This is a genomic window from Nocardiopsis sp. M1B1 (assembly GCF_052466615.1).
In genome coordinates this window covers 4756087-4776654 of sequence record NZ_CP196194.1, presented here as the reverse complement: position 1 = coordinate 4776654, position 20568 = coordinate 4756087, and the positions used below count along the sequence as shown (strand labels likewise).

Genomic DNA, 20568 nt, shown 5'->3' with positions numbered 1-20568 from the left:
GAAGGTGTCGAATTTCCGTTTCTATCTGTGGCTCGCGGAGCCTGGAAGCCCGTGTGCGTAGGCGGTCCCGCTCCCCGCGGCGCATCGGAGGGGGCGATAACAGGGGGGCGGATTCGGTCCTTGTCGGGATGCCGTAATAATGCTGGCGTGGCGACAGCAACCGCGAACCCAAAATCAGCACCGACACCAGCACATGGTGCGGCAAAGCGTCCTGACCTGGTGAGCGTTGGCACCATCGTTTGGTTGGCCAACGAGCTCATGTTCTTCGCTGCGCTGTTCGCGATGTACTTCACGATCCGATCGGTGACCAACGGAAACCCCGACCTGGGGCAGTGGCCCGACACCCACCTGAACGTGCCGTGGGCGTCGGCGATCACCGTGGTCCTGGTGGCTTCGAGCTTCACCGCGCAGGCCGGCGTCTGGGCCGCCGAGCGCGGTGACGTCAAGAAGCTGCGTATGTGGTTCTTCATCACGTTCTTCATGGGCCTGTTCTTCGTCCTTGGGCAGGCCTACGAGTACTACGAGCTCATCTTCCACGGGGGCCTGACTCTTCAGTCGAGCGCTTACGGGTCGATGTTCTACCTGACCACGGGCTTCCACGGACTCCACGTCATCGGTGGGCTGATCGCGTTCCTCATCATGTTGGGACGTACGTACGCCGCGAAGCGCTTCACCCACCAGCAGGCGACCAGCGCGATCGTCGTGTCCTACTACTGGCACTTCGTCGATGTGGTCTGGATCGCTTTGTTCTTCACCATCTACTTCATCCAGTAACCCGAAACGGGGAAACCGTGAAATGGATTACCGCGCGGCGGCGGCATCCCCTGGCGGGGTATGTCGTCGTCATCCTCGCGCTAGCCCTGTTCGGGGTGGGGTACGCCGCTCTGGCGCCCACCGCGGACCAGGCCCAGGCGCAGACTCTGGCCGCTGAGGCTGCTCCCTCGGCCGATGAGGTCGATGTAGCCAACGGCGAGGACATCTTCAACCAGACGTGCGCGACCTGTCACAACTACGACGGCAGTGGCACCTACGGTGAGGACGGGGAGTACACCCGGGGTCCTGACATCCGTGACTCGGGTGCGGCGGCCGTCGACTTCCAGGTCAGCACGGGGCGTATGCCGTCGATGAACCCCGACGCGCAGATGCCGCGCAAGCCGATGGCGATGTCGGAGCAGGATCTGCAGGACCTGATCGCGTACTACGACGCGCAGATCAGGACCGGTGGTCCCGATATTCCTTATGACGTTCCGGGTGAGGCGCCCGAGCGTGAGGAGTTCGAGGACGAGGCTTCTTATGAGGCCGCGCTCGAGGAGTTCGAGGCCGAGTACGACGCCTACGTCCAGGGCGCTGACGACACTGACATGGGTATGCGTCTGTACCTGACCAACTGTGCGCACTGCCATGGTTGGTCTGGTGGGGGCGGTGCTCTTACGGATGGTCGTTGGGCTCCGGAGATTCATGACGCGTCCGCGCGTCAGATCTATGAGGCGATGGTCAGTGGTCCGGGTGCGATGCCGATGTTCAGTGACACGGTGATCGAGCCGGAGGAGAAGCAGGAGTTGATCTCCTATATCAAGACTCTCCAGGCCGAACCCAACGCCGGAGGCGTCTTCCACCTCAATCGCATCGGCCAGGTCGCCGAAGGCCTCATCGCCTGGGTCGTCGGGCTCGCCCTGATCATCGCCTGCGCGATCTGGATCACCGCGAAGCAGCGAGCTCATGACTGAGAACAACAGCAACGACAGCAGCGGGGGAGAGACCACGCCCGAACGCGTGGTCGGCACCCCGAAGACGAACGGGACGCACTCCGAGCACCCGGCCGCGGCCCCCACGGTCGGCGGGACCGAGCCCGAGCGCGTCGTCGGCACCCCCAAGGCCGGGAACCCGCTGGTCTCCGACGCCTCCGGTGCCGCCGCGGACGAGCACACCGGTCCGTACAAGGCCTCCGAGACGCACGCGCGGCCGGAGGAGACGCAGCTTCGGGGCGAGAGGCTGGCTTCCCTGTGGTTCGTGATCGCCTTCCTGGGCGGGATCGGCTTCCTGGTCGCCTACTTCCTCTTCAGCTCCAGTGCGATCGCCGACCCGCAGATCGCCCAGTACTCGAACATGCTGCTGGGCGGCACGCTGACGCTGGCCATGTTCAGCATCGGCGCGGGTATGACGGTGTGGGCGCGTCAGGTGATGCCGCACTACGAGGTGGCCTCTCCCTACGACGAACTGCCCTCGGACGAGAAGGAGAAGGGCTCCTTCAGCGCCTTCTTCATGCGGGGAGCCGACGAGAGCGGCTTCACCAAGCGTCCGCTGATGCGCCGCACGCTCATCCTGGCGATGCTGCCGCTGGGGCTGGCGCCGATCGTGCTGCTGCGCGACACCGGCCCGGTTCCGGGTGACCTGATGAAGAAGACGATGTGGGAGCACGGCCGCCGCATCGTCGTGGAAGGGAGCGGCCGCCCCCTCCGGCCCGAGGACTTCGAGAACGACCCCAACGCGATGGTCTCGGCCCTGCCCGCCGCCGATGACGACCACCACCACCTCTCACTGACCGACCAGGCCAAGACCGTCATCATCCTGATCAAGATCCCCGAGGAGGACTGGCAGGAGCGGATGACCGAGGAGATCGAGGGTACCGGCGGTCAGACGCGTCTGAACTGGACGCACAACGGCATCGTCGCCTACTCCAAGATCTGCACTCACGTGGGCTGCCCCGCGGCCCTGTACGAACGCACGACACACCGCATCCTGTGCCCGTGCCACCAGTCGACGTTCGACGCGTCCAACGCCGCGGAGGTCGTGTTCGGTCCGGCGCACCGGCCGCTTCCGCAGCTGCCGATCGGCGTCGACGACGAGGGCTACCTCATCGCGACCGGCGACTTCGACGAACCCACGGGCCCCACGTTCTGGGAATACGCGAAGGACTAGCCGATGAGTAAGACCACGCAAGCACCCAAGGCGCTTCGCGGCGTCGGCAACTTCATCGACGACCGCTTCCACCTGGCCAAGACCGGCGAGAAGAACCTGCGCAAGGTCTTCCCGAACCACTGGTCGTTCATGCTGGGCGAGATCGCGCTGTACTCGTTCATCATCCTGCTGCTCACAGGCGTCTTCCTCACGCTCTGGTTCAAGCCGAGCATGACCGAGATCGTCTACGACGGCTCCTACGAGCGCCTCCAGGGCGTCATGATGTCGGAGGCCTACGCCTCCACGCTCCACATCACCTTCGAGGTGCGCGGCGGGCTCCTGGTCCGCCAGATCCACCACTGGGCCGCGCTGATCTTCGTCGCGGCGTTGACCGCGCACATGCTCCGGGTGTTCTTCACCGGCGCGTTCCGCAAGCCGCGCGAGATCAACTGGCTGATCGGCGTCGCCATCTTCGCCATCGCCGCCATCGAAGGCCTCTTCGGCTACTCGCTGCCCGACGACCTGCCCTCGGGCATGGGCGTGAGGGTCCTCCAGGGTGTCATCCTGGCGATCCCCCTGGTGGGTTCCTACCTGTCGATGTTCCTCTTCGGTGGGGAGTTCCCTGGCGAGGACATCATCTCCCGGCTGTACATGCTGCACGTGCTGGCGCTGCCGGCGGTGCTCCTGGGTCTGATCGTCGCGCACTTCATGATCCTGTGGCACCAGAAGCACACCCAGTACCCAGGGGTCGGGCGCACGGACAAGACCGTGGTCGGAACACCCATGTTCCCGGCCTTCGCGATCAAGGCGGGCGGGTTCTTCTTCTTCACGTTCGCCGTGATCACGCTCCTGGGCGCGTTCGTGCAGATCAACCCGATCCACCTGTTCGGGCCCTTCAGTCCGACGTCCATCACCTCCGGGCTCCAGCCCGACTGGTACCTGGGCTTCATGGAGGGCGCGCTGCGCATCTTCCCGAACTGGTTCGACTTCTCCATCGGGGGCTACCCGTTCATCATCGGCGTCCTCATCCCCGGTCTGGGGATCATGGGCCTGCTCTTCGGTGCCCTGGGCGTGTGGCCGTTCATCGAGCAGTGGATCACCGGCGACAAGCGCGCGCACAACGTCGCCGACCGTCCGCGCAACGCGCCGGTGCGCACCGGTATGGGTGTCGCCGGGATCATCTTCTACGGTGTGCTGTGGATGTCCGGATCCAACGACATCCTCTCGGAGACCTTCTCGATCAGCCTGTACACGACCACGTACATCTTCCGTGTGCTGGTCATCGTCGGTCCGGTGGTGGGGTTCTTCGTCGCCAAGCGCATCTGCCTGGGGCTGCAGCGCCGCGACCGGGAGACCCTGGAGCACGGCTACGAGAGCGGCACCATCCAGCAGCTGCCCAGCGGTGAGTTCGTGGAGGTGCACAGGCACAGCTCCCCGGAGACGGTGCACGTCCTGGAGAGCAAGCCGGTCATCACCTCGACGGCGCTGGCCGACGGTGCGGACGTGGACGGCAGGGGTGTGGAGAACCCCGAGGCCCGCAAGGGCAGCGGCAGGCTCCGCAAGGCCCTGGCGCGTTGGTACACCAAGGACGACGTCTCCTTGGAGGGGGTGGAGGCTCTCAACGGCCACCACCCGCACCACTCCTCCACCGAGGCCGAGAAGGAGGCGGCCCACCACTAGCGCACCCGCGTGTGGGTGACGGACCCGGTCGCGGCGCGGCCGGGTCCGTCGTGTTCGCGGAGCGGGGCCCGCACACGGCGGGAGCCGACCGCCCCCTCTCCGAGGGCGGTCGGCTCCCGTGCGTCCGGTGTGAGCCGCGGAGGGCTCAGCCGGTGTAGATGTCGTCGATCTCCTTGCTCCACTGCTTGCTGACCACGTGGCGCTTGACCTTCAGGGAGGCGGTCATCTGGCCGCTCTCCTCGGTGAAGTCGCTGGGCAGGATCTTGAACTTCTTGATCCCCTCGGCCTTGGACACCGCGTTGTTGGCGTTGTCCACGGCCTCCTGGATGGCGGCGTTCAGATCCGGGTCCCCGGTCAGGTCGGCGATCTCGCCGCTCTTGCCGTTGGCCTCGCGCCACTGGACGAACGACTCGGGGTCGATCGTGATCAGCGCGGCGATGAACTTGCGGTTGTCGCCGACCACCATGCACTGGCTGACCAGGGCGTGGGCGCGGATGCGGTCCTCCAGGACGGCCGGGGCGACGTTCTTGCCGCCCGCGGTCACGATGATCTCCTTCTTGCGTCCGGTGACGCTCAGGAAGCCGTCGTCGTCCAGCGCGCCGAGGTCGCCGGTGCGGTAGAAGCCGTCCTCGGTGAAGGCCTCCTTGGTGGCCTTCTCGTTCTTCCAGTAGCCGACCATGATGTGGTCGCCCTTGAGCAGGATCTCGCCGTCCTCGGCGATCCTGATGGTGGTGCCGGGCAGCGGCTGGCCCACGGTGCCGATCTTGTTGAACTCGGGGCTGTTCACCGAGGTGGGGGCGGTGGTCTCGGTGAGGCCGTAGCCCTCGATGATGGTGAAGCCGATGCCGCGGAAGAAGTGGCCCAGACGCGCGCCCAGCGCGGATCCGCCGGAGACGGCGTACTCGGCGTTGCCGCCCAGGGCCGCCAGGAGCTTGCCGTAGACCAGCTTGCTGAACAGCGTGTGCTTGAGCTTGAGGCTCAGGGGGATGCGGCCGGTGGCCAGGGCCTTGCTGTAGGCGACGGCGGTGTCGGCGGCGGCGTTGAAGATCCTGCCCTTGCCCTCGGCCGCGGCCTTCTGCTCGGCCTTGGTGTAGACCTTCTCGAACACGCGGGGGACCGCGAGCAGGAAGGTGGGCCTGAACGCCGAGAACTGCTCGATCAGTTCGGGGCCAGTGGAGGGGAAGTGGCCCAGGGTGGCTTTGGCCTCGATCACCATGACCTGCACGAAGCGGGCGAAGACGTGGGCCAGCGGCAGGAACAGCAGCGTGGAGGGGTTCTCCTTGCTGCGCAGGACCTGGCGGGCCGGGCCCTCCAGCGCGTTGTGGGAGATGAAGAGGAAGTTGCGGTGGGTGAGCTCGCAGCCCTTGGGGCGGCCGGTGGTGCCCGAGGTGTAGATGAGGGTGGCGAGGTCGTCGGCCTTGACCGCGGTGCGGCGCTTCTCCAGCGCCTCGTCGCCCACCTCCGAGCCAGCGGAGCGCAGCTCGGCGTACCCGGGGTCGTCGAACCGCCAGACGGGGCCGAGCTCGGGGGTGCGGGCGCGGACCGACTCGACGCGCTCGGCGTGGGCGTCGTTCTCCACGAAGGCGGCCTTGGCGCCGGAGTCCGTGAGGATCCACTCGATCTGCTCGGCGGAGGAGGTCTCGTAGATCGGGACGGTCACGCCGCCGACGGACCAGATGGCGTAGTCGACGACCGTCCACTCGTAGCGGGTGCGCGACATCAGGGCGACGCGGTCGCCGTGCTCGATGCCCGCGTCGATCAGGGCCTTGGCGTACGCGGCGATGTCGGCGTGCAGCTCCGCCACGGTGACGTCGTGCCACTGGCCGGACTCCTGGCGACGGGCGGTGACGGCGTTGGGCTCGCTGGCCGCGCGCGCGTAGAGCGTGTCGGTCAGTCGCGCGTCGTCGGAGATCTCAGCCTTCGCGGGAGAGCTGTATTCGCGCACGTGGTGCTCCTGGACGTGTACGGGTTCGGGTAGTACGGGACGTGATGACCGTAACAACACCACCCTACTCATGAGTAGAACACGTTGTCGTTCGGTATCCAACGGTGACCCTGGGTCGTGTCCGGCGCGGCGGACGCGGTGGTGCGAGGGTGGGGGAAGAATGCGGATCTTTCCCTCGTACGCACGCGAGACTATACGCCCGGCGTAGTGTTTGCGCACGTCGTGAGAACTATGGGCTGTATGTGAATCTTGTGTCCTTTGTACTTTTTCATGGTCATTGCGCTTTCCCCCGGCCTCACTCCCCGTAGCCGCGCCCGCGTCCCTGATTCGCCCCTGAACCTGCCCTGAGAAACCTCCCCGGCGCCCGGACGGCCGGTTACCTTGAAGCAGAACGCGGCGCGAAGGAGGAAGCTGACATGACGGAGAACACCGGTCGCAACGGCGGTCCGGGTGCGGGCAGGGGCGAGGACCCCGACCTCATCGACGACGCGCTGAAGCTGGTGACCACCCTCCAGCGCAGGCTGCTGACGGCCGGGGTCAAGCGAGGGGTGAGCGCCGTGACCTCGCCGCCCCCGAGCAAGGGAGACGTGTGGGAGGAGGCCATCCGCCTGGAGACGGGCGACCGGCGCCCCCCGCTGGAGGAGCTCCTCGACATCGTGCGCACGTCCGGCCCCGAGGTCGTCGGACACCTCGGCCGCGCCGGACTGGCCGCCGTCGGCGCCCTCGGCCGCACCTGGGACGTGGTCGAGCGCTCTCTGGAGCAGACCCGCGCCGACGACGCCGCGGGGCGCGGTCCGCAGGGCCGGACGCAGGGTGGCGAAGGCGCGACGGAAGGCGAGGAACGCCAGGTCACCGCGGGGTGAACGGGAGGAGATCACGGTTCGACTCCGGGGGTGTCGGGGGTCGCCTCATGCCTGGTTTAATCAGATGGCATACATCATCTGAAAACACTTTGCCATGAACCTTGAGACTTATGTCAGAGTTCGGGCGTAAGTACGAAGGAGCTGCCCCCATGCTGACCATCGGCGTAGACATCGGCGGGACCAAGGTCGCCGCCGGGGTCGTCGACCCCGAAGGGCAGATCCTCGACAAGGTCAAGTACCCCACCCCCTCCAACGACCCGCAGGCCCTGGCCGACGTCGTGGCCAGGGCCGTCGGGGAGCTGTGCGGCCGCCAGGAGGCCGACGCCGTCCGGGCCGTCGGGGTGGGTGTGGCGGGGTTCGTGGACGAGGACCGCGCCACCGTCCAGGTCGCCGTCAACCTCGGCCTGCGCGACGAGCCCCTCCGCGACCACGTCCAGGAGCGCGTCGGGATGCCCGTGGTCATCGAGAACGACGCCAACGCCGCCGCCTGGGCCGAGGCCAGGTTCGGCGCCGGGCGCGGCAGCAACCACATCGTGTGCATCACCCTGGGCACCGGCATCGGCGGCGGCCTGGTCATCGACGGCGCGCTGCACCGCGGCCGCTACGGCGTGGCCGCGGAGGTCGGGCACTACCGGATGGTCCCGCACGGCCGCCGCTGCGCCTGCGGCAACCACGGCTGCTGGGAGCAGTACGCCAGCGGCCGCGCCCTGGTCGCCGAGGCCCAGGACCTGGCGCTGACCGACCCCGTGGCCGCCGAGCGCATGCTCAAGCTCGCCGACGGCGTCATCGACCAGGTGGAGGGCCACGTCATCACCCAGGCGGCGCTGGAGGGGGACAGGGCCGCCCTGGAGTGCTTCGCCAAGGTGGGGGAGTGGGCCGGGCACGGCCTGGCCGACCTGGCCGCCATCCTCGACCCCGAGTGCTTCGTCCTGGGCGGCGGCGTCTCCGACGCCGGGTCCATCCTGTTGGACCCGGTCCGCGCCGCCTTCGCGCGCAACGTCCCGGGCCGCCCCGGGCGCCGCATGGCCGACGTGCGCCTGGCCGAACTCGGCGGAGAGGCGGGCATCGTCGGCGCCGGCGACCTCGCCCGGCACTGACCCGGCCACCGGAGAGCGGACGGCCCCCGAGACCCCACCGTGGGGGTCGCCGGGGGCCGTCCGCGTCCGGGCCGCCGCGCGGGCTACTCCTGGGCGGCGGCCGGGTCCGCGGAGTCCGCGTCCCCGCCCTTCCTGTTCCCGCGCGCCGCCCGCTTCTCCTCGCGGCGGGACCGCCGCTCCCCCTTGCGCCGCTCGCGCTCGGTCCGCCTGCGGTCCTTGTCGCTGGCGTGCTGCTCGCGCTTGGCCTCCTTGGCCTCCGCCTCCAGTTCGGCCTTGACCGACTGCGCGTAGCGGTCCACGTACTCCTGGCCGGACAGCTCCATCAGCGCGTACATGATCTCGTCGGTGATGGCCCGCAGCACGCGCGGGTCCTTCTCCATGCCGTGGTAGCGGGAGAAGTCCAGCGGCTTGCCGAACTTGACCTTGGGGCGCACGCCCAGCTTGGGCACCGTGCGGCCGGGGGGCATGATCTTCTCCAGGTTGATCATCGCCATCGGCACCACCGGGGCCTTGGCCTCCAGCGCCAGCCGCGCCACACCCGTCCGGCCGCGGTAGAGCTTGCCGTCGGGGGAGCGGGTGCCCTCGGGGTAGATGCCCAGGAGGTCGCCGCGTTTGAGCACCCTCAGGCCCGTGCGCAGCGCCGCCTCGCTGGCCTTGCCGCCCGAGCGGTCGATGGGGATCTGCCCCACGCCGGTGAAGAACGCCCGGCTCAGCAGCCCCTTGACGCCCGTGCCGGTGAAGTACTCGGCCTTGGCCAGGAAGGTGATCTTGCGCGGCAGCGGCAGCGGACCGAAGAAGTGGTCGGAGAAGGACAGGTGGTTGCTGACCATGATCGCCGGACCGCGGCGCGGCACGTTCTCCACGCCCTCGGCGCGCGGCTGCCACAGTACGGCCAGGACCGGCCCCAGGATCGCCTTGACCACCCAGTAGAACATCGCTCAGATCACCCCTGCACACGCGGGGAGCACTGGGCAGGGTCTGCCACGATTCACCGTCCCGCTCTGCCGACATTGTCAGGAGGGCTCGCGCCCGGAGAGTGGGGGAGGAGCCGCCGCCTGACGTGCGCCATCCTCCCACCGTGTGAGCGCGAGTGCCAAAGCGCCCCCGAACGGGCCGTCGGCCCGACGCAGAAGAGGATACTCAGTCGGCCCGCGTGGCGGGTGCCTGCCTCCGGTCCCCGGGGGCGGGAACGTTAGTGTGCACTCATGGCGAACGGACCGCCGAACGGTTAGCCTCACGGCAGGAGCCAGGGTCTCCCGTGCCTCCGCTCCGGTCGCCGCAGACCCCCGTCCCCCGCGCACCGCCCGATCCCTGGAGCCGCTCCGTGAGACCGACCGACGCCCCTCCCCTGATCCCGGGCGCCGAGCCGTTCAGTCATCGCGGGTCGGGCACGGGCGTCCTGCTCTGCCACGGTTTCACCGGCTCCCCGTACTCGATGCGCCCCTGGGCCGAGCACCTGGCCGCCGCCGGACTCAGCGTCGAGGCGCCCCTGCTGCCCGGGCACGGCACGGTCTGGCACGACATGAACCTCACCACCAGCGACGACTGGCTCGCCGAGGTCGAACGGACCCTGCTGGACCTGGCCTCGCGCTGTGAGGAGGTGTTCGTCATGGGGCTGTCCATGGGCGGCGCCCTCAGCCTGCGCCTGGCCCAGAGGCATCCCGGCCTCGTGCGCGGGGTCGTGCTCGTCAACCCCTCCCTGGTGGTGGAGGACCGGCGCCTGCCCGTCATCGCCCCCGTCCGCCGCCTGGTCTCGCGGATCATGCCCTCCACGCCCGGTCTGGGCTGCGACGTCTCCAAGGACGACACCACCGAGGGCGGGTACGACCGCGTCCCCACCGCGGCCGCGGCGACACTCCCGAAGCTGTGGCGCGAGGTTCAGGAGGGCATGTCCGGTTTGCGAGCGCCGATCCTGGCCTACCGGAGCACCCAGGACCACGTCGTCGGACCGCGCAGTCTGCGTATCCTCGCTAGGAGAGCGGTCAACACCGGGCTGACGATCCACCTGCTCCACGACAGCTACCACGTGGCGACCCTCGACCATGACGCCGCCGTCGTCTTCGACGGGAGCCTCGCCTTCGTGCGAGAGCACAGTAGAAGCGGGGAAGGAGCCGACCGATGACGCAACGTCGGGGAAACGGCCTGCTCGCCGACGCCTACGTTCCGCTGATCCTGCTCGCGCCCTCGCACGCCGACCTCATGCTGGAGGCGCTCCGGCGCAGCGGCATCGCCGCCTACGCCGTGCCCCTGGACGAGGACGTCCTGGAACCCGCGGGCAGCCAGGCCGACGACCCGCCCACCGACCACCTGTACGTGGACGCCGAGGAGCGGGCCGCGGCCGAGAGGGTCCTGGGCGCCGAGCTGCCCGACCTGGACGGGCAGCCCGGGACGGCCCCCGACCTGCTGGCTCCGCGCGGCGAGCCCCGCTCCGACGCCGACGCCGAGGAGGGCGGCGAGGCCGCTCCGCACGAGGCCCCCGACGCGACGGTCGGCGGCGACCTGCTGGACGGCCCGCCCGCCAACGTCGACCCCGACGCCGCGCCCGCCCGGCCCGCGGACGAGGACGAGGTCTGGAACGACCTGGTCGCCCGCTTCTACGACGACGCCGACACCCGGGGGCAGCGCCGCCGCGCCGCCTGGCCCGACGCCGAGAACCTCAGCGCCCCGGCGGGGGAGGCCTCCTCCGCCGGCGACATCCTGGCCGGCGGAACCGTCGGCGCCGGGGACGGGGAGGAGCCCGAGACGGCGGAGGAGGAGGCCCGGCGTCGGGCCGAGGCCGACCTGGAGGGCCACTACGAGCCCCCGCCACCGCCGCCCCTGCTCCAGGGCGACCGGGTGGGCATCGCGGCCTGGCTGTGCCTGCTGGGCGCGCCGGTGCTGGTGTTCGGGGCCGCGTTCGTCGGCGTCTCCCTGCCCAACTGGCTGATGTTCGTCGCGGTGCTGGCCTTCCTCGTCAGCTTCGTCGTGCTCATCCTGCGCATGACCGACTCCCGTCCGCCCGGAGACGGCGGGCCCGACAACGGGGCGGTGGTCTGACCCCTGGGCTTCGACTTCCCCCTCTGGCGCGCCTTCGCCGTCTTCCGCGCAGCGTCCCTGGTCTACGCCCTGTTCCTCCTCGTCCAGCACCACGAGCACCTGACCCGGCCCTGGCTGGCCTGGACGGTGCTGGCGGTCATGGTCGTGTGGACGGCGTTCACCACCCGCGCCTACGCCCGCCCGCACCTGCGCGACTGGCGCGTGCTCACCGCCGACCTCGCGGTGGCCTTCGCGTGCCTGTTCGCCACCGCCCCGGCGGCCACGCCGTTCTACCTCACCCAGGCCCCGCCGCTGAGCGGCTACTGGTTCGCGGGCACCGCCCTGGCGGCCAGCGTCATCTGGGGCGGGCGCGCCGCCGCGGCCGTCGCCGTGCTCTACGGCCTCGCCGACCTCACCCTGCGCACGGTCATGGACGCCGCGGTGACCGCCGCGACCGCCCGCGGCGTGGTCCTGCTGCTCCTGGCCGGACTGGCGGTCGGGTACATGTCCTGGATGTCGGAGCGGGCCGAACGGCGGTTCGCGCAGGCGGTCGCGCTGGAGGCGCGCACCCGCGAGCGCGAGCAGCTGGCCCGCTCGATCCACGACTCGGTGCTCCAGGTGCTGTCCCTGGTGAGCAGGCGCGGCGCCGAGGCCGGGGGAGAGGCCGCCGAACTGGGCCGGATGGCCGGTGAGCAGGAGGCGCGCCTGCGCGCGCTGGTCGCGATCGGATCGTCGGAGGACGCCTCCGGCGGGACGGACGGGGCGAAGGGAACCGGCGGGGCGGCGCCGCCTCCCGCGGGGCGCGCGGCCGCGTCCGGGGCCGCGGTGGACCTGCGCGAGCCGCTGCGCCGCGCCGAGTCGGCCCGCGTGTCGGTGTCCGCGCCCGCCACGCCCGTCGTCCTGCCCGCGCACACCGCCGCCGAACTGGCCGCCGCCGTGCTGGCCGCCCTGGACAACGTGGAGCGGCACTGCCCCGAGGGCACGCGCGCCTGGGTGCTGGTGGAGGACGAGGACGACGCGGTGACCGTGTCCGTGCGCGACGAGGGCCCCGGCATCGAGCCCGGCCGCCTGGAGCGGGCCCGCTCCGAGGGCCGCATCGGCGTGGCCCAGTCCGTGCTGGGCCGTGTGCGCGACCTGGGCGGCACCGTCGAGTACGTGTCGGTCCCCGGCCAGGGCACCGAGGTGGAGATGCGCGTCCCGCGCCGCTGAGGGCCCCGCACGGCTCACCGCCGCGGAGCCCGGCCCGGCTCCTGCTCCTCCTCCTGGTGGGAGAACCGCTGCTCCCGCCACGGGTCGCCCCGGTTGTGGTAGCCGCGCTCCTCCCAGAAACCGCGGCGGTCCGCGGTCATGTACTCCACCGCGCGCAGCCACTTCACGCTCTTCCACCCGTACAGGTGCGGCACCACCAGGCGCAGCGGCGCGCCGTGGTCGGGGGCCAGGGGCTCGCCGTCGCGGTGGGTCGCCAGCAGCACCCCCTCCGCGAGGAAGTCGTCCATGCGCAGGTTCGCGCCGTACCCGTACTCGCCCCACGCCATCACGTGCGTGGCCTCCGGCGCGGGCGGGGCCGCGGCCACCAGGTCCGCGGCGCGCACCCCGCGCCAGGGCACGTCCGGGGCGCTGAACCGCATCACGCAGTGGAAGTCGCTCACCGAGTCCGTGCGCGGCAGCCGCGCGAACTCCTCCCACGTCCAGCGGTACGCCCCCAGGTCCTCGGTCGCCCCCGTGACCCGCAGGTCCCACCGCTGCGGGCGGAAGACGGGCACCGGCCCGTAGTGCAGCGGCTTGTGCTCGTGGCGCACCGCCTGCCCGGGAGGCATCCGGGACCGGGCCCCGTCCGTGTCGTCCTCGTCCGTTCCCTCGGACACTTCCGTCCCCCTGCTCGTCTGTGGGCTCCCGCGGCGCGCCCGGCCGGTCGGCCGCGCGAACGCCTTCCCCGTGGGGAGAACGTGCGTGCGGCCATCCTGTCAGGCGCCGACGAGAGACAGGTCACTCGCCCCGGGTGTGCGGACACGCGGTGACCGTGCGCTATAGTTCCAGCCATGCAGCGGAACTTCTGGCGCTTTTATGGCTACCGGCCCGACACCCCGGTCGCCTGTAGAGCGCTGCGCTGACACAGACGACTTGAGCCCCGGGCCGGTAGAGCCCGGGGCTTTTCTCGTTCCGGGCGCCGGTCGGCTCGTTCACCCAACCGACAAGCAGCTAGGGACAACGCACATGGTCATCGTGATGGCGCCGGACGCCACCCCCGAGAACATCGACGATCTGGTCGAGCTGGTCTCCTCCGCCGGAGGCGAGGCCTACGTGACGCGCGGCGTGAGCCGCACGATCATCGGCCTCGTCGGCGACGTCGAGCGCTTCCAGGACCTGGGCCTGGCCGCCAAGCCGGGCGTCAGCGACGTCCTGCGCATCTCCGCCCCCTACAAGCTCGTCAGCCGCGAGAACCACGACAGCCGCACCGTCGTCAGCGTGCGCGGAGTGCCGATCGGCGGCGACAACGTCACCGTCATCGCCGGGCCCTGCGCCGTCGAGACCCCCGAGCAGACCCTGGCCGCGGCCCGGATGGCGATGGAGGCGGGGGCGTCCCTGCTGCGCGGCGGCGCCTACAAGCCCCGCACCTCCCCCTACGCCTTCCAGGGCCTGGGCGAGGAGGGCCTGCGGATCCTCGCCGACGTGCGCGAGGAGACCGGCCTGCCCATCGTCACCGAGGTCGTGGACGCCGCCGACGTGGAGCTGGTCGCCTCCTACGCCGACATGCTCCAGGTCGGCACCCGCAACATGCAGAACTTCGCCCTCCTCCAAGCGGTGGGAGACGCGGGCAAGCCGGTCCTGCTCAAGCGCGGCATGAGCGCGACCATCGAGGAGTGGCTGATGGCCGCCGAGTACATCGCCCAGCGCGGCAACCTCGACATCGTCCTGTGCGAGCGCGGCATCCGCACCTTCGAGAAGGCCACCCGCAACACCCTGGACATCAGCGCCGTCCCGGTCGCCCAGAACCTGTCCCACCTGCCGGTGATCGTCGACCCGTCCCACTCGGGCGGCAAGCGCGAGCTGGTGCTGCCGCTCTCGCGCGCGGCCGTGGCGGTCGGCGCGGACGGCGTCATCGTCGACGTGCACCCCCACCCGGAGAACGCCCTGTGCGACGGCCCGCAGGCCCTCCTGCACGAGGACCTGGCCGAGCTGCGCGACCTGGCGGGCACCCTGGCCGCCCTGACGGGCCGCACCTTGACCCCGGCGCCCGGCCGCGAACTGGCCGGCCTGTGAGACCCGGGGGCTGAACACGACGGCGCCCCGGCCGCTCCCCGCACGCGGGGCGGGGCCGGGGCGCCGTCGTCGCGCGCTAGGCGGTGGCGGCCACCGAAGCGGACGCGGGCGCCACGCGCTTGGGCGCGGCGTCGCCCAGGAAGCTGGGCTTGTGCACCTGCGCGGTGGTGACCAGGTGCTCGGCCAGCTCCTCGGCGTCCAGGCGCTTCTCGATCTGGCGCAGGTCCGGGATCTTGGCCGCGGTCTCCACCTGGCGCGGGGTCAGCATGGTGCAGCAGTCCTCGTCGGGCAGCTCCGAGATGGCCAGCGTCCCGATCCGGCGGGCCTGGTCCATGATCTCGGTCTTGTCCATGCCGATGAGCGGACGCAGGATCGGCAGGTCCACCGCGTCGTCCAGGGCGGTCAGGTTGGTCATGGTCTGACTGGACACCTGGCCCAGCGCGTCCCCGGTGATCAGGCACTCCGCGTTCAGGTCGTCGGCCAGGGCCTCGGCGGTCTTGAGCATGAGGCGGCGCTGGGCGACGATCTGGAGACGTTCGATCCCCGAGCTCTTCAGCTGCTGCTGGGCCTTGCCGAAGGGGATGACGAACAGCCGCGAGCCCACCTGGTAGCGGTCCAGCTGGCGGACGAGGCTGTAGGCCTTGTAGATCGACTCCGGGCCGGTGAACGGCATGCCGGAGAAGTGCAGGAAGTCGACCTTGAGCCCGCGCCGGATCATCCGGTGCGCGGCGACGGGGGAGTCGATCCCGCCCGACATCAGCACCAGGCCGCGGCCGCTCATCCCCGCGGGCAGGCCGCCCTGGCCGGGCACGCCGTCGGTGAACACGAACGCCTCGTCCTTGTCCACCTCGACGAACAGGGTGTTGTCGGGGCGCTTGAGGTTGACCTGGTAGCCGTGCGCCTCGATGATCTTCGAGCCCAGGTACCCGGCCAGCTCCGACGAGGTCATCTCGAAGCGCTTGTCGCGGCGCCGGGCGCGCACGGCGAAGGTGCCCTGGCGGCCCTCCATGACGCGCACGCCGATGTCGGTGACGGCGTCCAGGTCCTTGGGCACGCGGCGGACCAGGTGCACCCGGACCACGCCCATGACGTTGGCCATGCGGTCGGCGATCTCGGCGACCTCCAGGTCGGAGGCCTCGGGCTTGCGCACGATGATCACGCCCGCGCCGCGCTGGGAGAGGCGGATCTCGCCCAGGTCGCGCACGGAGGCGCGGATGTTGTTGTGCAGCCGCCGTTCGAACAGCCTGCGGTTGGAGCCCTTGAGAACGATCTCGCCGAGCTTCATGAGCACGCAGAGCTCGCCGAGCCCGGCGTCGGACCCGGCCAGGGCTGCGGGGAGCGGCGCGGACTCAAGCGACGCGGACATGGTGCTACCTCCGGTGGATGCCTTCGTGTCCCGGTGTGAGGTGGGAGCGGCGGGACGGGGCCGGGAGCGTCCATCGCCATCCTCCAGTATCGAACATCCCGTCCACCGCTCCGTCCGTTTTCGGACGGGACGGGCGGGAGACGGCGGGCACACGGCCGCCGCCCCGGACGCGGCGCGCCCCCTCCCTGGGAGCTGGGAGGGGGCGCGGACCGTTCCGGAGGGGGCCGGCGCGCGTGGCCGGCGGCCGGTCCCTCCGGGGGAGCCCCGGGACAATCCGGTTCCCGGGCTCCGGGCCGTGGGGTTGTGCCTAGCCGAAGAAGACCTCGGCCTCCTCGTAGCGCGAGGAGGGCACGGTCTTGAGGGTGTCGGTCGCCTCGGCCAGGTTCACGCGGACGATGTCCGTGCCCTGGAGGCCGACCATCTTGCCGAAGGCCTTGTCGTGCACGGCCTCGATGGCGTTCACGCCCAGGCGGGTGGCCAGCACGCGGTCGAACGCGGTGGGCGTGCCGCCGCGCTGCACGTGGCCCAGGACCACCGAGCGGGCCTCCTTGCCGGTGCGCTGCTCGATCTCGTCGGCCAGCCGCTGGCCGATGCCGCCCAGGCGCACGTGGCCGAAGGAGTCGGTCTCCCCGGTGGCCAGCTCCATCTGGCCCTCCTTGGGGTGCGCGCCCTCGGCGACCACGATGATCGGCGCGTACTGGGTCTCGAAGCGGCTCTCGACGTGCTTGACGACCTCGTCGATGTCGAAGGGCCGCTCGGGGATGAGGATGACGTTGGCGCCCGCGGCCATGCCCGAGTGCAGCGCGATCCACCCGGCGTGGCGGCCCATGACCTCCACCACCAGCGCGCGGTGGTGCGACTCGGCGGTGGTGTGCAGGCGGTCGATCGCCTCCATCGCGATGTTCACGGCCGTGTCGAAACCGAAGGTGTAGTCGGTCGCGTTGAGGTCGTTGTCGATGGTCTTGGGCACGCCGACGACGTTGACGCCGCGGTCGTGCAACTGGCGGGCCACGCCGAGGGTGTCCTCGCCGCCGATGGCGACCAGGGCGTCGACGCCCAGCCCGGCCATGTTGTCCTTGACCCGCTCGACGCCGCCCTCGATCTTCATGAGGTTGGTGCGCGAGGAGCCCAGGATCGTGCCGCCCCGGGGCAGGATGCCGCGCACGGCCGTCACGTCCAGCGGCATGGTGTCGCCCTCCAGCGGACCGCGCCAACCGTCCCGGAAGCCGATGAACTCGTAGCCGTAGTCCTTGATGCCCTTGCGGACCACTGCGCGGATGACCGCGTTCAGACCAGGGCAGTCCCCACCGCCGGTCAGCACCCCGACTCGCATACGAATTCTCCTCGACGTTGTGTGTTTTACGACGCATGGCGCCATATGGTCTAGACCATAGTGGGAGCAGTGATCCGGGGCCAACCCGGGGAGGAGAATACGCGGTGAACGCGCCCGGCGCGTAGGGGGCGCGCCCCGCGTCAGTCGTCCAGGCCCCGGTCGATGGCGTAGCGCACCAGCTCCACCCTGTTGTGCAGGTGGAGCTTGGTGAGGGTGTTCTGCACGTGGTTCTGCACGGTGCGGTGGGAGATGCCCAGCCGCTGCGCGATCTGCTTGTAGGCCAGCCCCTTGGCGACCAGGCGCAGCACCTCGGTCTCGCGGGGGGTCAGCTCCGGCGCCTCCGGCTCCCGGGAGCGGTCCGCCGACGAGAGCCTGCGGTACTCGCCCAGCACCAGTCCGGCCAGGCCCGGCGTGTACACGGCCTCGCCCGCGTGCACCCGGCGTACCGCGTCCAGCAGTTCCTCCCGACCCGCCGACTTGACCAGGTAGCCGGTGGCCCCGGCCTTCACCGCGGCCAGGACGTCGTCGCTGGCCCCGCTCGCCGACAGCACCAGCACCCGCGGCGGCGGGGACAGCGCCACCAGGCCCGCGGTCAGCTCGACCCCGCTCATGTCGGGCAGGTGCAGGTCCACGACGGCCAGGGTGGGGCGCGCGGCCGGGGCGATGCGCAGCGCCTTGGCGCCGTCGCCCGCGGTGCCCACGACCTCGATACCGGCCTCGCCGAGGTCGCGCGCGACCGCGTCGCGCCACATGGGGTGGTCGTCCACCACCAGTACCCGGATCGCCTCGCTCGCCATGGAGGCGACCCTATCCCGGGCGGGCGGCGCCCACGGCACGGGCCGACGACCGAGGCGGTGGAAGCGGGCGGGGAGCGCGCCGACCCCGCCGGGGCGGCGGCCGTGCCCCTCGCCAGGGCGGCCGCACACGGCGAGGGGGCGGGACCGATCGGTCCCGCCCCCTCGCTTCCGACTCAGGCCGCGAGCCCGGGCCGGTCAGTCGTCATCGTCGCCGCCGCGGCCGTTGCCGTTACCGTTGCCGCCGCCCTCGCCGAAGTCGCCCAGGTCGATGCCGCCCGGAGTCGCGGTGATCGTGATCTCGGTGTCCTCGGGCGCCCTGCCCGTGTGCGACTGGTGCGCCACCTCGCGGCCGCCGAAGACGCGCTCGACCTTGACCTTGAAACCGGCCTCCTCCAGCGCCTCACGCGCCTCGTCGACCCGCATGCCGACCACGTCGGGGATGTCCACGCCGGGCGGACCGGTGGAGACGGTCAGGGTGACGGTGCCGCCGGAGCCGATGCTGGAGCCGCTGTCGGGGCTCTGCTGGATGACCTTGCCCTCCTCGACGTCCGCGCTCTCCTCCTCGACCACCTCGACGGACAGGCCCTCGCCCTCCAGCATCTGGCGGGCGGTGTCCAGGTCCTCGCCGACCACCGCGGGCACCGGGATGCCCTGGCTGACGGTGATGGTGACCTGCTCCTCGCGGTCGGCCTCCGCGCCCGCCTCGGGGGAGGTGGAGACCACCGCGCCGGGCTCCACCTCGGTGGAGTTCACGTCCTCCTGGACGATGTTGTCCGGGTCGAAGCCGAGGTCCTCCAGCTCCTTGAGCGCGTCGGCGGCGTCCATCTCGACCAGTTCGGGCATCTCCACCGTCTGCGGGCCCTTGGACAGGTACACGGTGACCACGTCGTCGGGGGACAGGCGGGCGCCCACCTCGGGGTCGGTCTCGCCGACCGTGCCCGGCTCGGCGTCGCTGTAGACGGCCTCGGAGGACAGGTCGTAGCGCAGGCCCTCGTCGCGGATCATCTGGCTCGCGGCCTCGGGGTCGCGGCCCACCACGTCGGGGACGTTCTCGTACTGGCCGACGAGGAACCACCAGCCCGCGCCGAGCAGGACGATCGCCAGGACCGCCGCGCCGATCCCGATCAGCAGGTTGCGGCGGCGCCGGTCGTCGGGGCCGTCACGGTAGTCGTCATACCCGTCGTACCCGTCGTCGTCGCCGTACCCGTCCTTGCCGCGGTCGTAGTCGTCGTAGCGGCCGTCGTCGAGCCCGGCCGAGGCCATGTCCACGACCATGGTCGCGTTCTCGGTGCCCGGACCGGCGCCCCCGGCGATGAGCTGGGGCGCGGTCACCGAGGCCGTGGTCGCCGCCGCCGGGGCGACGGGCGTCAGCGGGGCCTGGTCGGCGGCGGAGGCGGGGGGAGTCGCGGGCAGGCCGTTGAGCACCGCCAGGACCTTGGCCAGGTACTGGCCCGCGTTGCTGGGACGGTACCTGGGGTCGCGCTCGGTGGCCTTGGTGACCAGCGCGTCGACCTCCGCGGGCAGGCCGGGCAGGAAGTGCGAGGGGCGCGGGACGTCCTCGTTGACGTGCTGGTAGGCGATCGCGATGGGCGTCTCGCCGGTGTGCGGCTGGCTGCCGGTGAGCAGCTCGTAGAGCATGATGCCCGCCGCGTACACGTCGCTGCGGGCGTCGGCGACGCCCTTCTCGATCTGCTCGGGGGCCAGGTAGGCCGCCGTGCCCATGAGGGTGCCCGTGCGGGTCAGCCCCTGGTTGGACTGCTCCACGGCGCGCGCCAGGCCGAAGTCGGCGACCTTGACCCGGCCGTCCTCGGTGATGAGGACGTTCTCGGGCTTGACGTCGCGGTGGACCATGCCCGCCTGGTGGGCGGCGCCGAGCGCGGCCAGCACCGGGGCCATGGCGTTCAGGGCGTCGTGGGCGCCGAGCCTGCCCCGGGACTTGAGCAGGTCGCGCAGGGTGCGCCCGGGTACGTACTCCATGGCCAGGAACACGTGCCCCTGGTCCTCACCCTGGTCGAAGACCTGCACGACGTTGGGGTGGGAGAGCTTGGCGACGGAGTGCGCCTCGTTGATGAAGCGCTGCACGAAGGTCGGGTCCTGGGCCAGCGAAGGGTGCATCACCTTCAGGGCCAGCCGTCGGTCCAACCTCAGGTCGTGGGCGACGTAGACGGTCGCCATCCCGCCTCCGGCGATCCTGGACTCCACGAAGTAGCGTCGGTCCAGGGTGGCGCCTACGAGCGGGTCGGAAGTCGTCATGTCCACGGCGGAGTAGTGTCCTTGCTGCGGGGAGCGCGGGCTGTCGCGGCCGGTGGCGCG

17 protein-coding genes are annotated in these 20568 nt (G+C 70.8%); 10 read left to right on the top strand and 7 right to left on the bottom strand.

Annotation, left to right across the window (positions count from 1 at the left end):
- Positions 1-147: 147 nt before the first annotated feature.
- The 4 genes from ctaE to qcrB are packed head-to-tail and all read left to right on the top strand — an operon-like array spanning position 148 to position 4578.
- Positions 148-774, top strand: a complete 627-nt coding sequence (ctaE, locus tag ACSTA4_RS20710) for an aa3-type cytochrome oxidase subunit III (protein WP_013154151.1) — start codon at positions 148-150, stop codon at positions 772-774.
- A gap of 17 nt (positions 775-791) precedes the next feature.
- Positions 792-1727, top strand: a complete 936-nt coding sequence (gene qcrC, locus ACSTA4_RS20705; protein WP_444960675.1) for a cytochrome bc1 complex diheme cytochrome c subunit — start codon at positions 792-794, stop codon at positions 1725-1727.
- A complete protein-coding gene (qcrA, locus tag ACSTA4_RS20700; protein WP_444960674.1) occupies positions 1720-2919 on the top strand; it encodes a cytochrome bc1 complex Rieske iron-sulfur subunit in 1200 nt (399 codons plus the stop codon). Before qcrC ends, qcrA begins: the two co-directional genes overlap by 8 nt.
- A 3-nt stretch (positions 2920-2922) precedes the next feature.
- Positions 2923-4578 carry a cytochrome bc1 complex cytochrome b subunit gene (gene qcrB / locus ACSTA4_RS20695; RefSeq protein WP_444960673.1) on the top strand — a complete coding sequence of 552 codons (1656 nt, stop codon included), beginning with the start codon at positions 2923-2925 and terminating at the stop codon, positions 4576-4578.
- Positions 4579-4723: 145 nt separating this feature from the next.
- On the opposite strand, the gene ACSTA4_RS20690 is transcribed toward qcrB, so the two are convergent.
- A complete protein-coding gene (locus ACSTA4_RS20690; protein WP_444960672.1) occupies positions 4724-6523 on the bottom strand; it encodes an AMP-dependent synthetase/ligase in 1800 nt (599 codons plus the stop codon).
- Between the two features lie 416 nt (positions 6524-6939).
- Here ACSTA4_RS20690 and ACSTA4_RS20685 point away from each other — a divergent pair, with 416 nt between their 5' ends.
- Together ACSTA4_RS20685 and ACSTA4_RS20680 are read left to right on the top strand one after the other, a co-directional pair.
- A complete protein-coding gene (locus tag ACSTA4_RS20685) occupies positions 6940-7386 on the top strand; it encodes a hypothetical protein (protein ID WP_444960671.1) in 447 nt (148 codons plus the stop codon).
- Positions 7387-7535: 149 nt separating this feature from the next.
- Positions 7536-8483 (top strand): ROK family glucokinase, encoded by a 948-nt coding sequence (locus ACSTA4_RS20680; RefSeq protein ID WP_444960670.1) that lies wholly within the window; start codon positions 7536-7538, stop codon positions 8481-8483.
- A gap of 83 nt (positions 8484-8566) precedes the next feature.
- On the opposite strand, the gene ACSTA4_RS20675 is transcribed toward ACSTA4_RS20680, so the two are convergent.
- On the bottom strand, positions 8567-9418 hold the full coding sequence (locus tag ACSTA4_RS20675) for a lysophospholipid acyltransferase family protein (RefSeq protein ID WP_444960669.1): 852 nt from the start codon (positions 9416-9418) through the stop codon (positions 8567-8569).
- A gap of 389 nt (positions 9419-9807) precedes the next feature.
- Here ACSTA4_RS20675 and ACSTA4_RS20670 point away from each other — a divergent pair, with 389 nt between their 5' ends.
- From ACSTA4_RS20670 to macS, 3 genes are read left to right on the top strand one after another with little or no spacing between them, the layout of a single operon-like run.
- On the top strand, positions 9808-10605 hold the full coding sequence (locus tag ACSTA4_RS20670) for an alpha/beta hydrolase (protein WP_444960668.1): 798 nt from the start codon (positions 9808-9810) through the stop codon (positions 10603-10605).
- The gene (locus ACSTA4_RS20665) at positions 10602-11519 is read left to right on the top strand and encodes a hypothetical protein (RefSeq protein WP_444960667.1); all 918 of its coding nucleotides are present in this window, start codon (positions 10602-10604) and stop codon (positions 11517-11519) included. The genes ACSTA4_RS20670 and ACSTA4_RS20665 overlap by 4 nt, the downstream gene beginning before the upstream one ends.
- A gap of 3 nt (positions 11520-11522) precedes the next feature.
- On the top strand, positions 11523-12707 hold the full coding sequence (macS, locus tag ACSTA4_RS20660) for a MacS family sensor histidine kinase (protein ID WP_444964227.1): 1185 nt from the start codon (positions 11523-11525) through the stop codon (positions 12705-12707).
- A gap of 14 nt (positions 12708-12721) precedes the next feature.
- On the opposite strand, the gene ACSTA4_RS20655 is transcribed toward macS, so the two are convergent.
- The gene (locus tag ACSTA4_RS20655) at positions 12722-13315 is read right to left on the bottom strand and encodes a molybdopterin-dependent oxidoreductase (RefSeq protein ID WP_444964226.1); all 594 of its coding nucleotides are present in this window, start codon (positions 13313-13315) and stop codon (positions 12722-12724) included.
- A 397-nt stretch (positions 13316-13712) separates the two neighbouring features.
- Here ACSTA4_RS20655 and aroF point away from each other — a divergent pair, with 397 nt between their 5' ends.
- Positions 13713-14759, top strand: a complete 1047-nt coding sequence (gene aroF / locus ACSTA4_RS20650; protein ID WP_274974092.1) for a 3-deoxy-7-phosphoheptulonate synthase — start codon at positions 13713-13715, stop codon at positions 14757-14759.
- A gap of 76 nt (positions 14760-14835) precedes the next feature.
- On the opposite strand, the gene thiI is transcribed toward aroF, so the two are convergent.
- From thiI to pknB, 4 genes are all read right to left on the bottom strand, one after another.
- Entirely contained in the window at positions 14836-16125 is a 1290-nt protein-coding gene (gene thiI / locus ACSTA4_RS20645; RefSeq protein ID WP_274974091.1) for a tRNA uracil 4-sulfurtransferase ThiI, read from the bottom strand.
- Positions 16126-16432: 307 nt separating this feature from the next.
- A complete protein-coding gene (locus ACSTA4_RS20640) occupies positions 16433-17458 on the bottom strand; it encodes a 6-phosphofructokinase (RefSeq protein ID WP_013154137.1) in 1026 nt (341 codons plus the stop codon).
- A gap of 140 nt (positions 17459-17598) precedes the next feature.
- Complete coding sequence (locus tag ACSTA4_RS20635; protein ID WP_013154136.1) at positions 17599-18255, bottom strand: response regulator; 657 nt, start codon at positions 18253-18255, stop codon at positions 17599-17601.
- 195 nt (positions 18256-18450) lie between these two features.
- Complete coding sequence (pknB, locus tag ACSTA4_RS20630; RefSeq protein WP_248771334.1) at positions 18451-20514, bottom strand: Stk1 family PASTA domain-containing Ser/Thr kinase; 2064 nt, start codon at positions 20512-20514, stop codon at positions 18451-18453.
- Between the last annotated feature and the right edge of the window lie 54 nt (positions 20515-20568).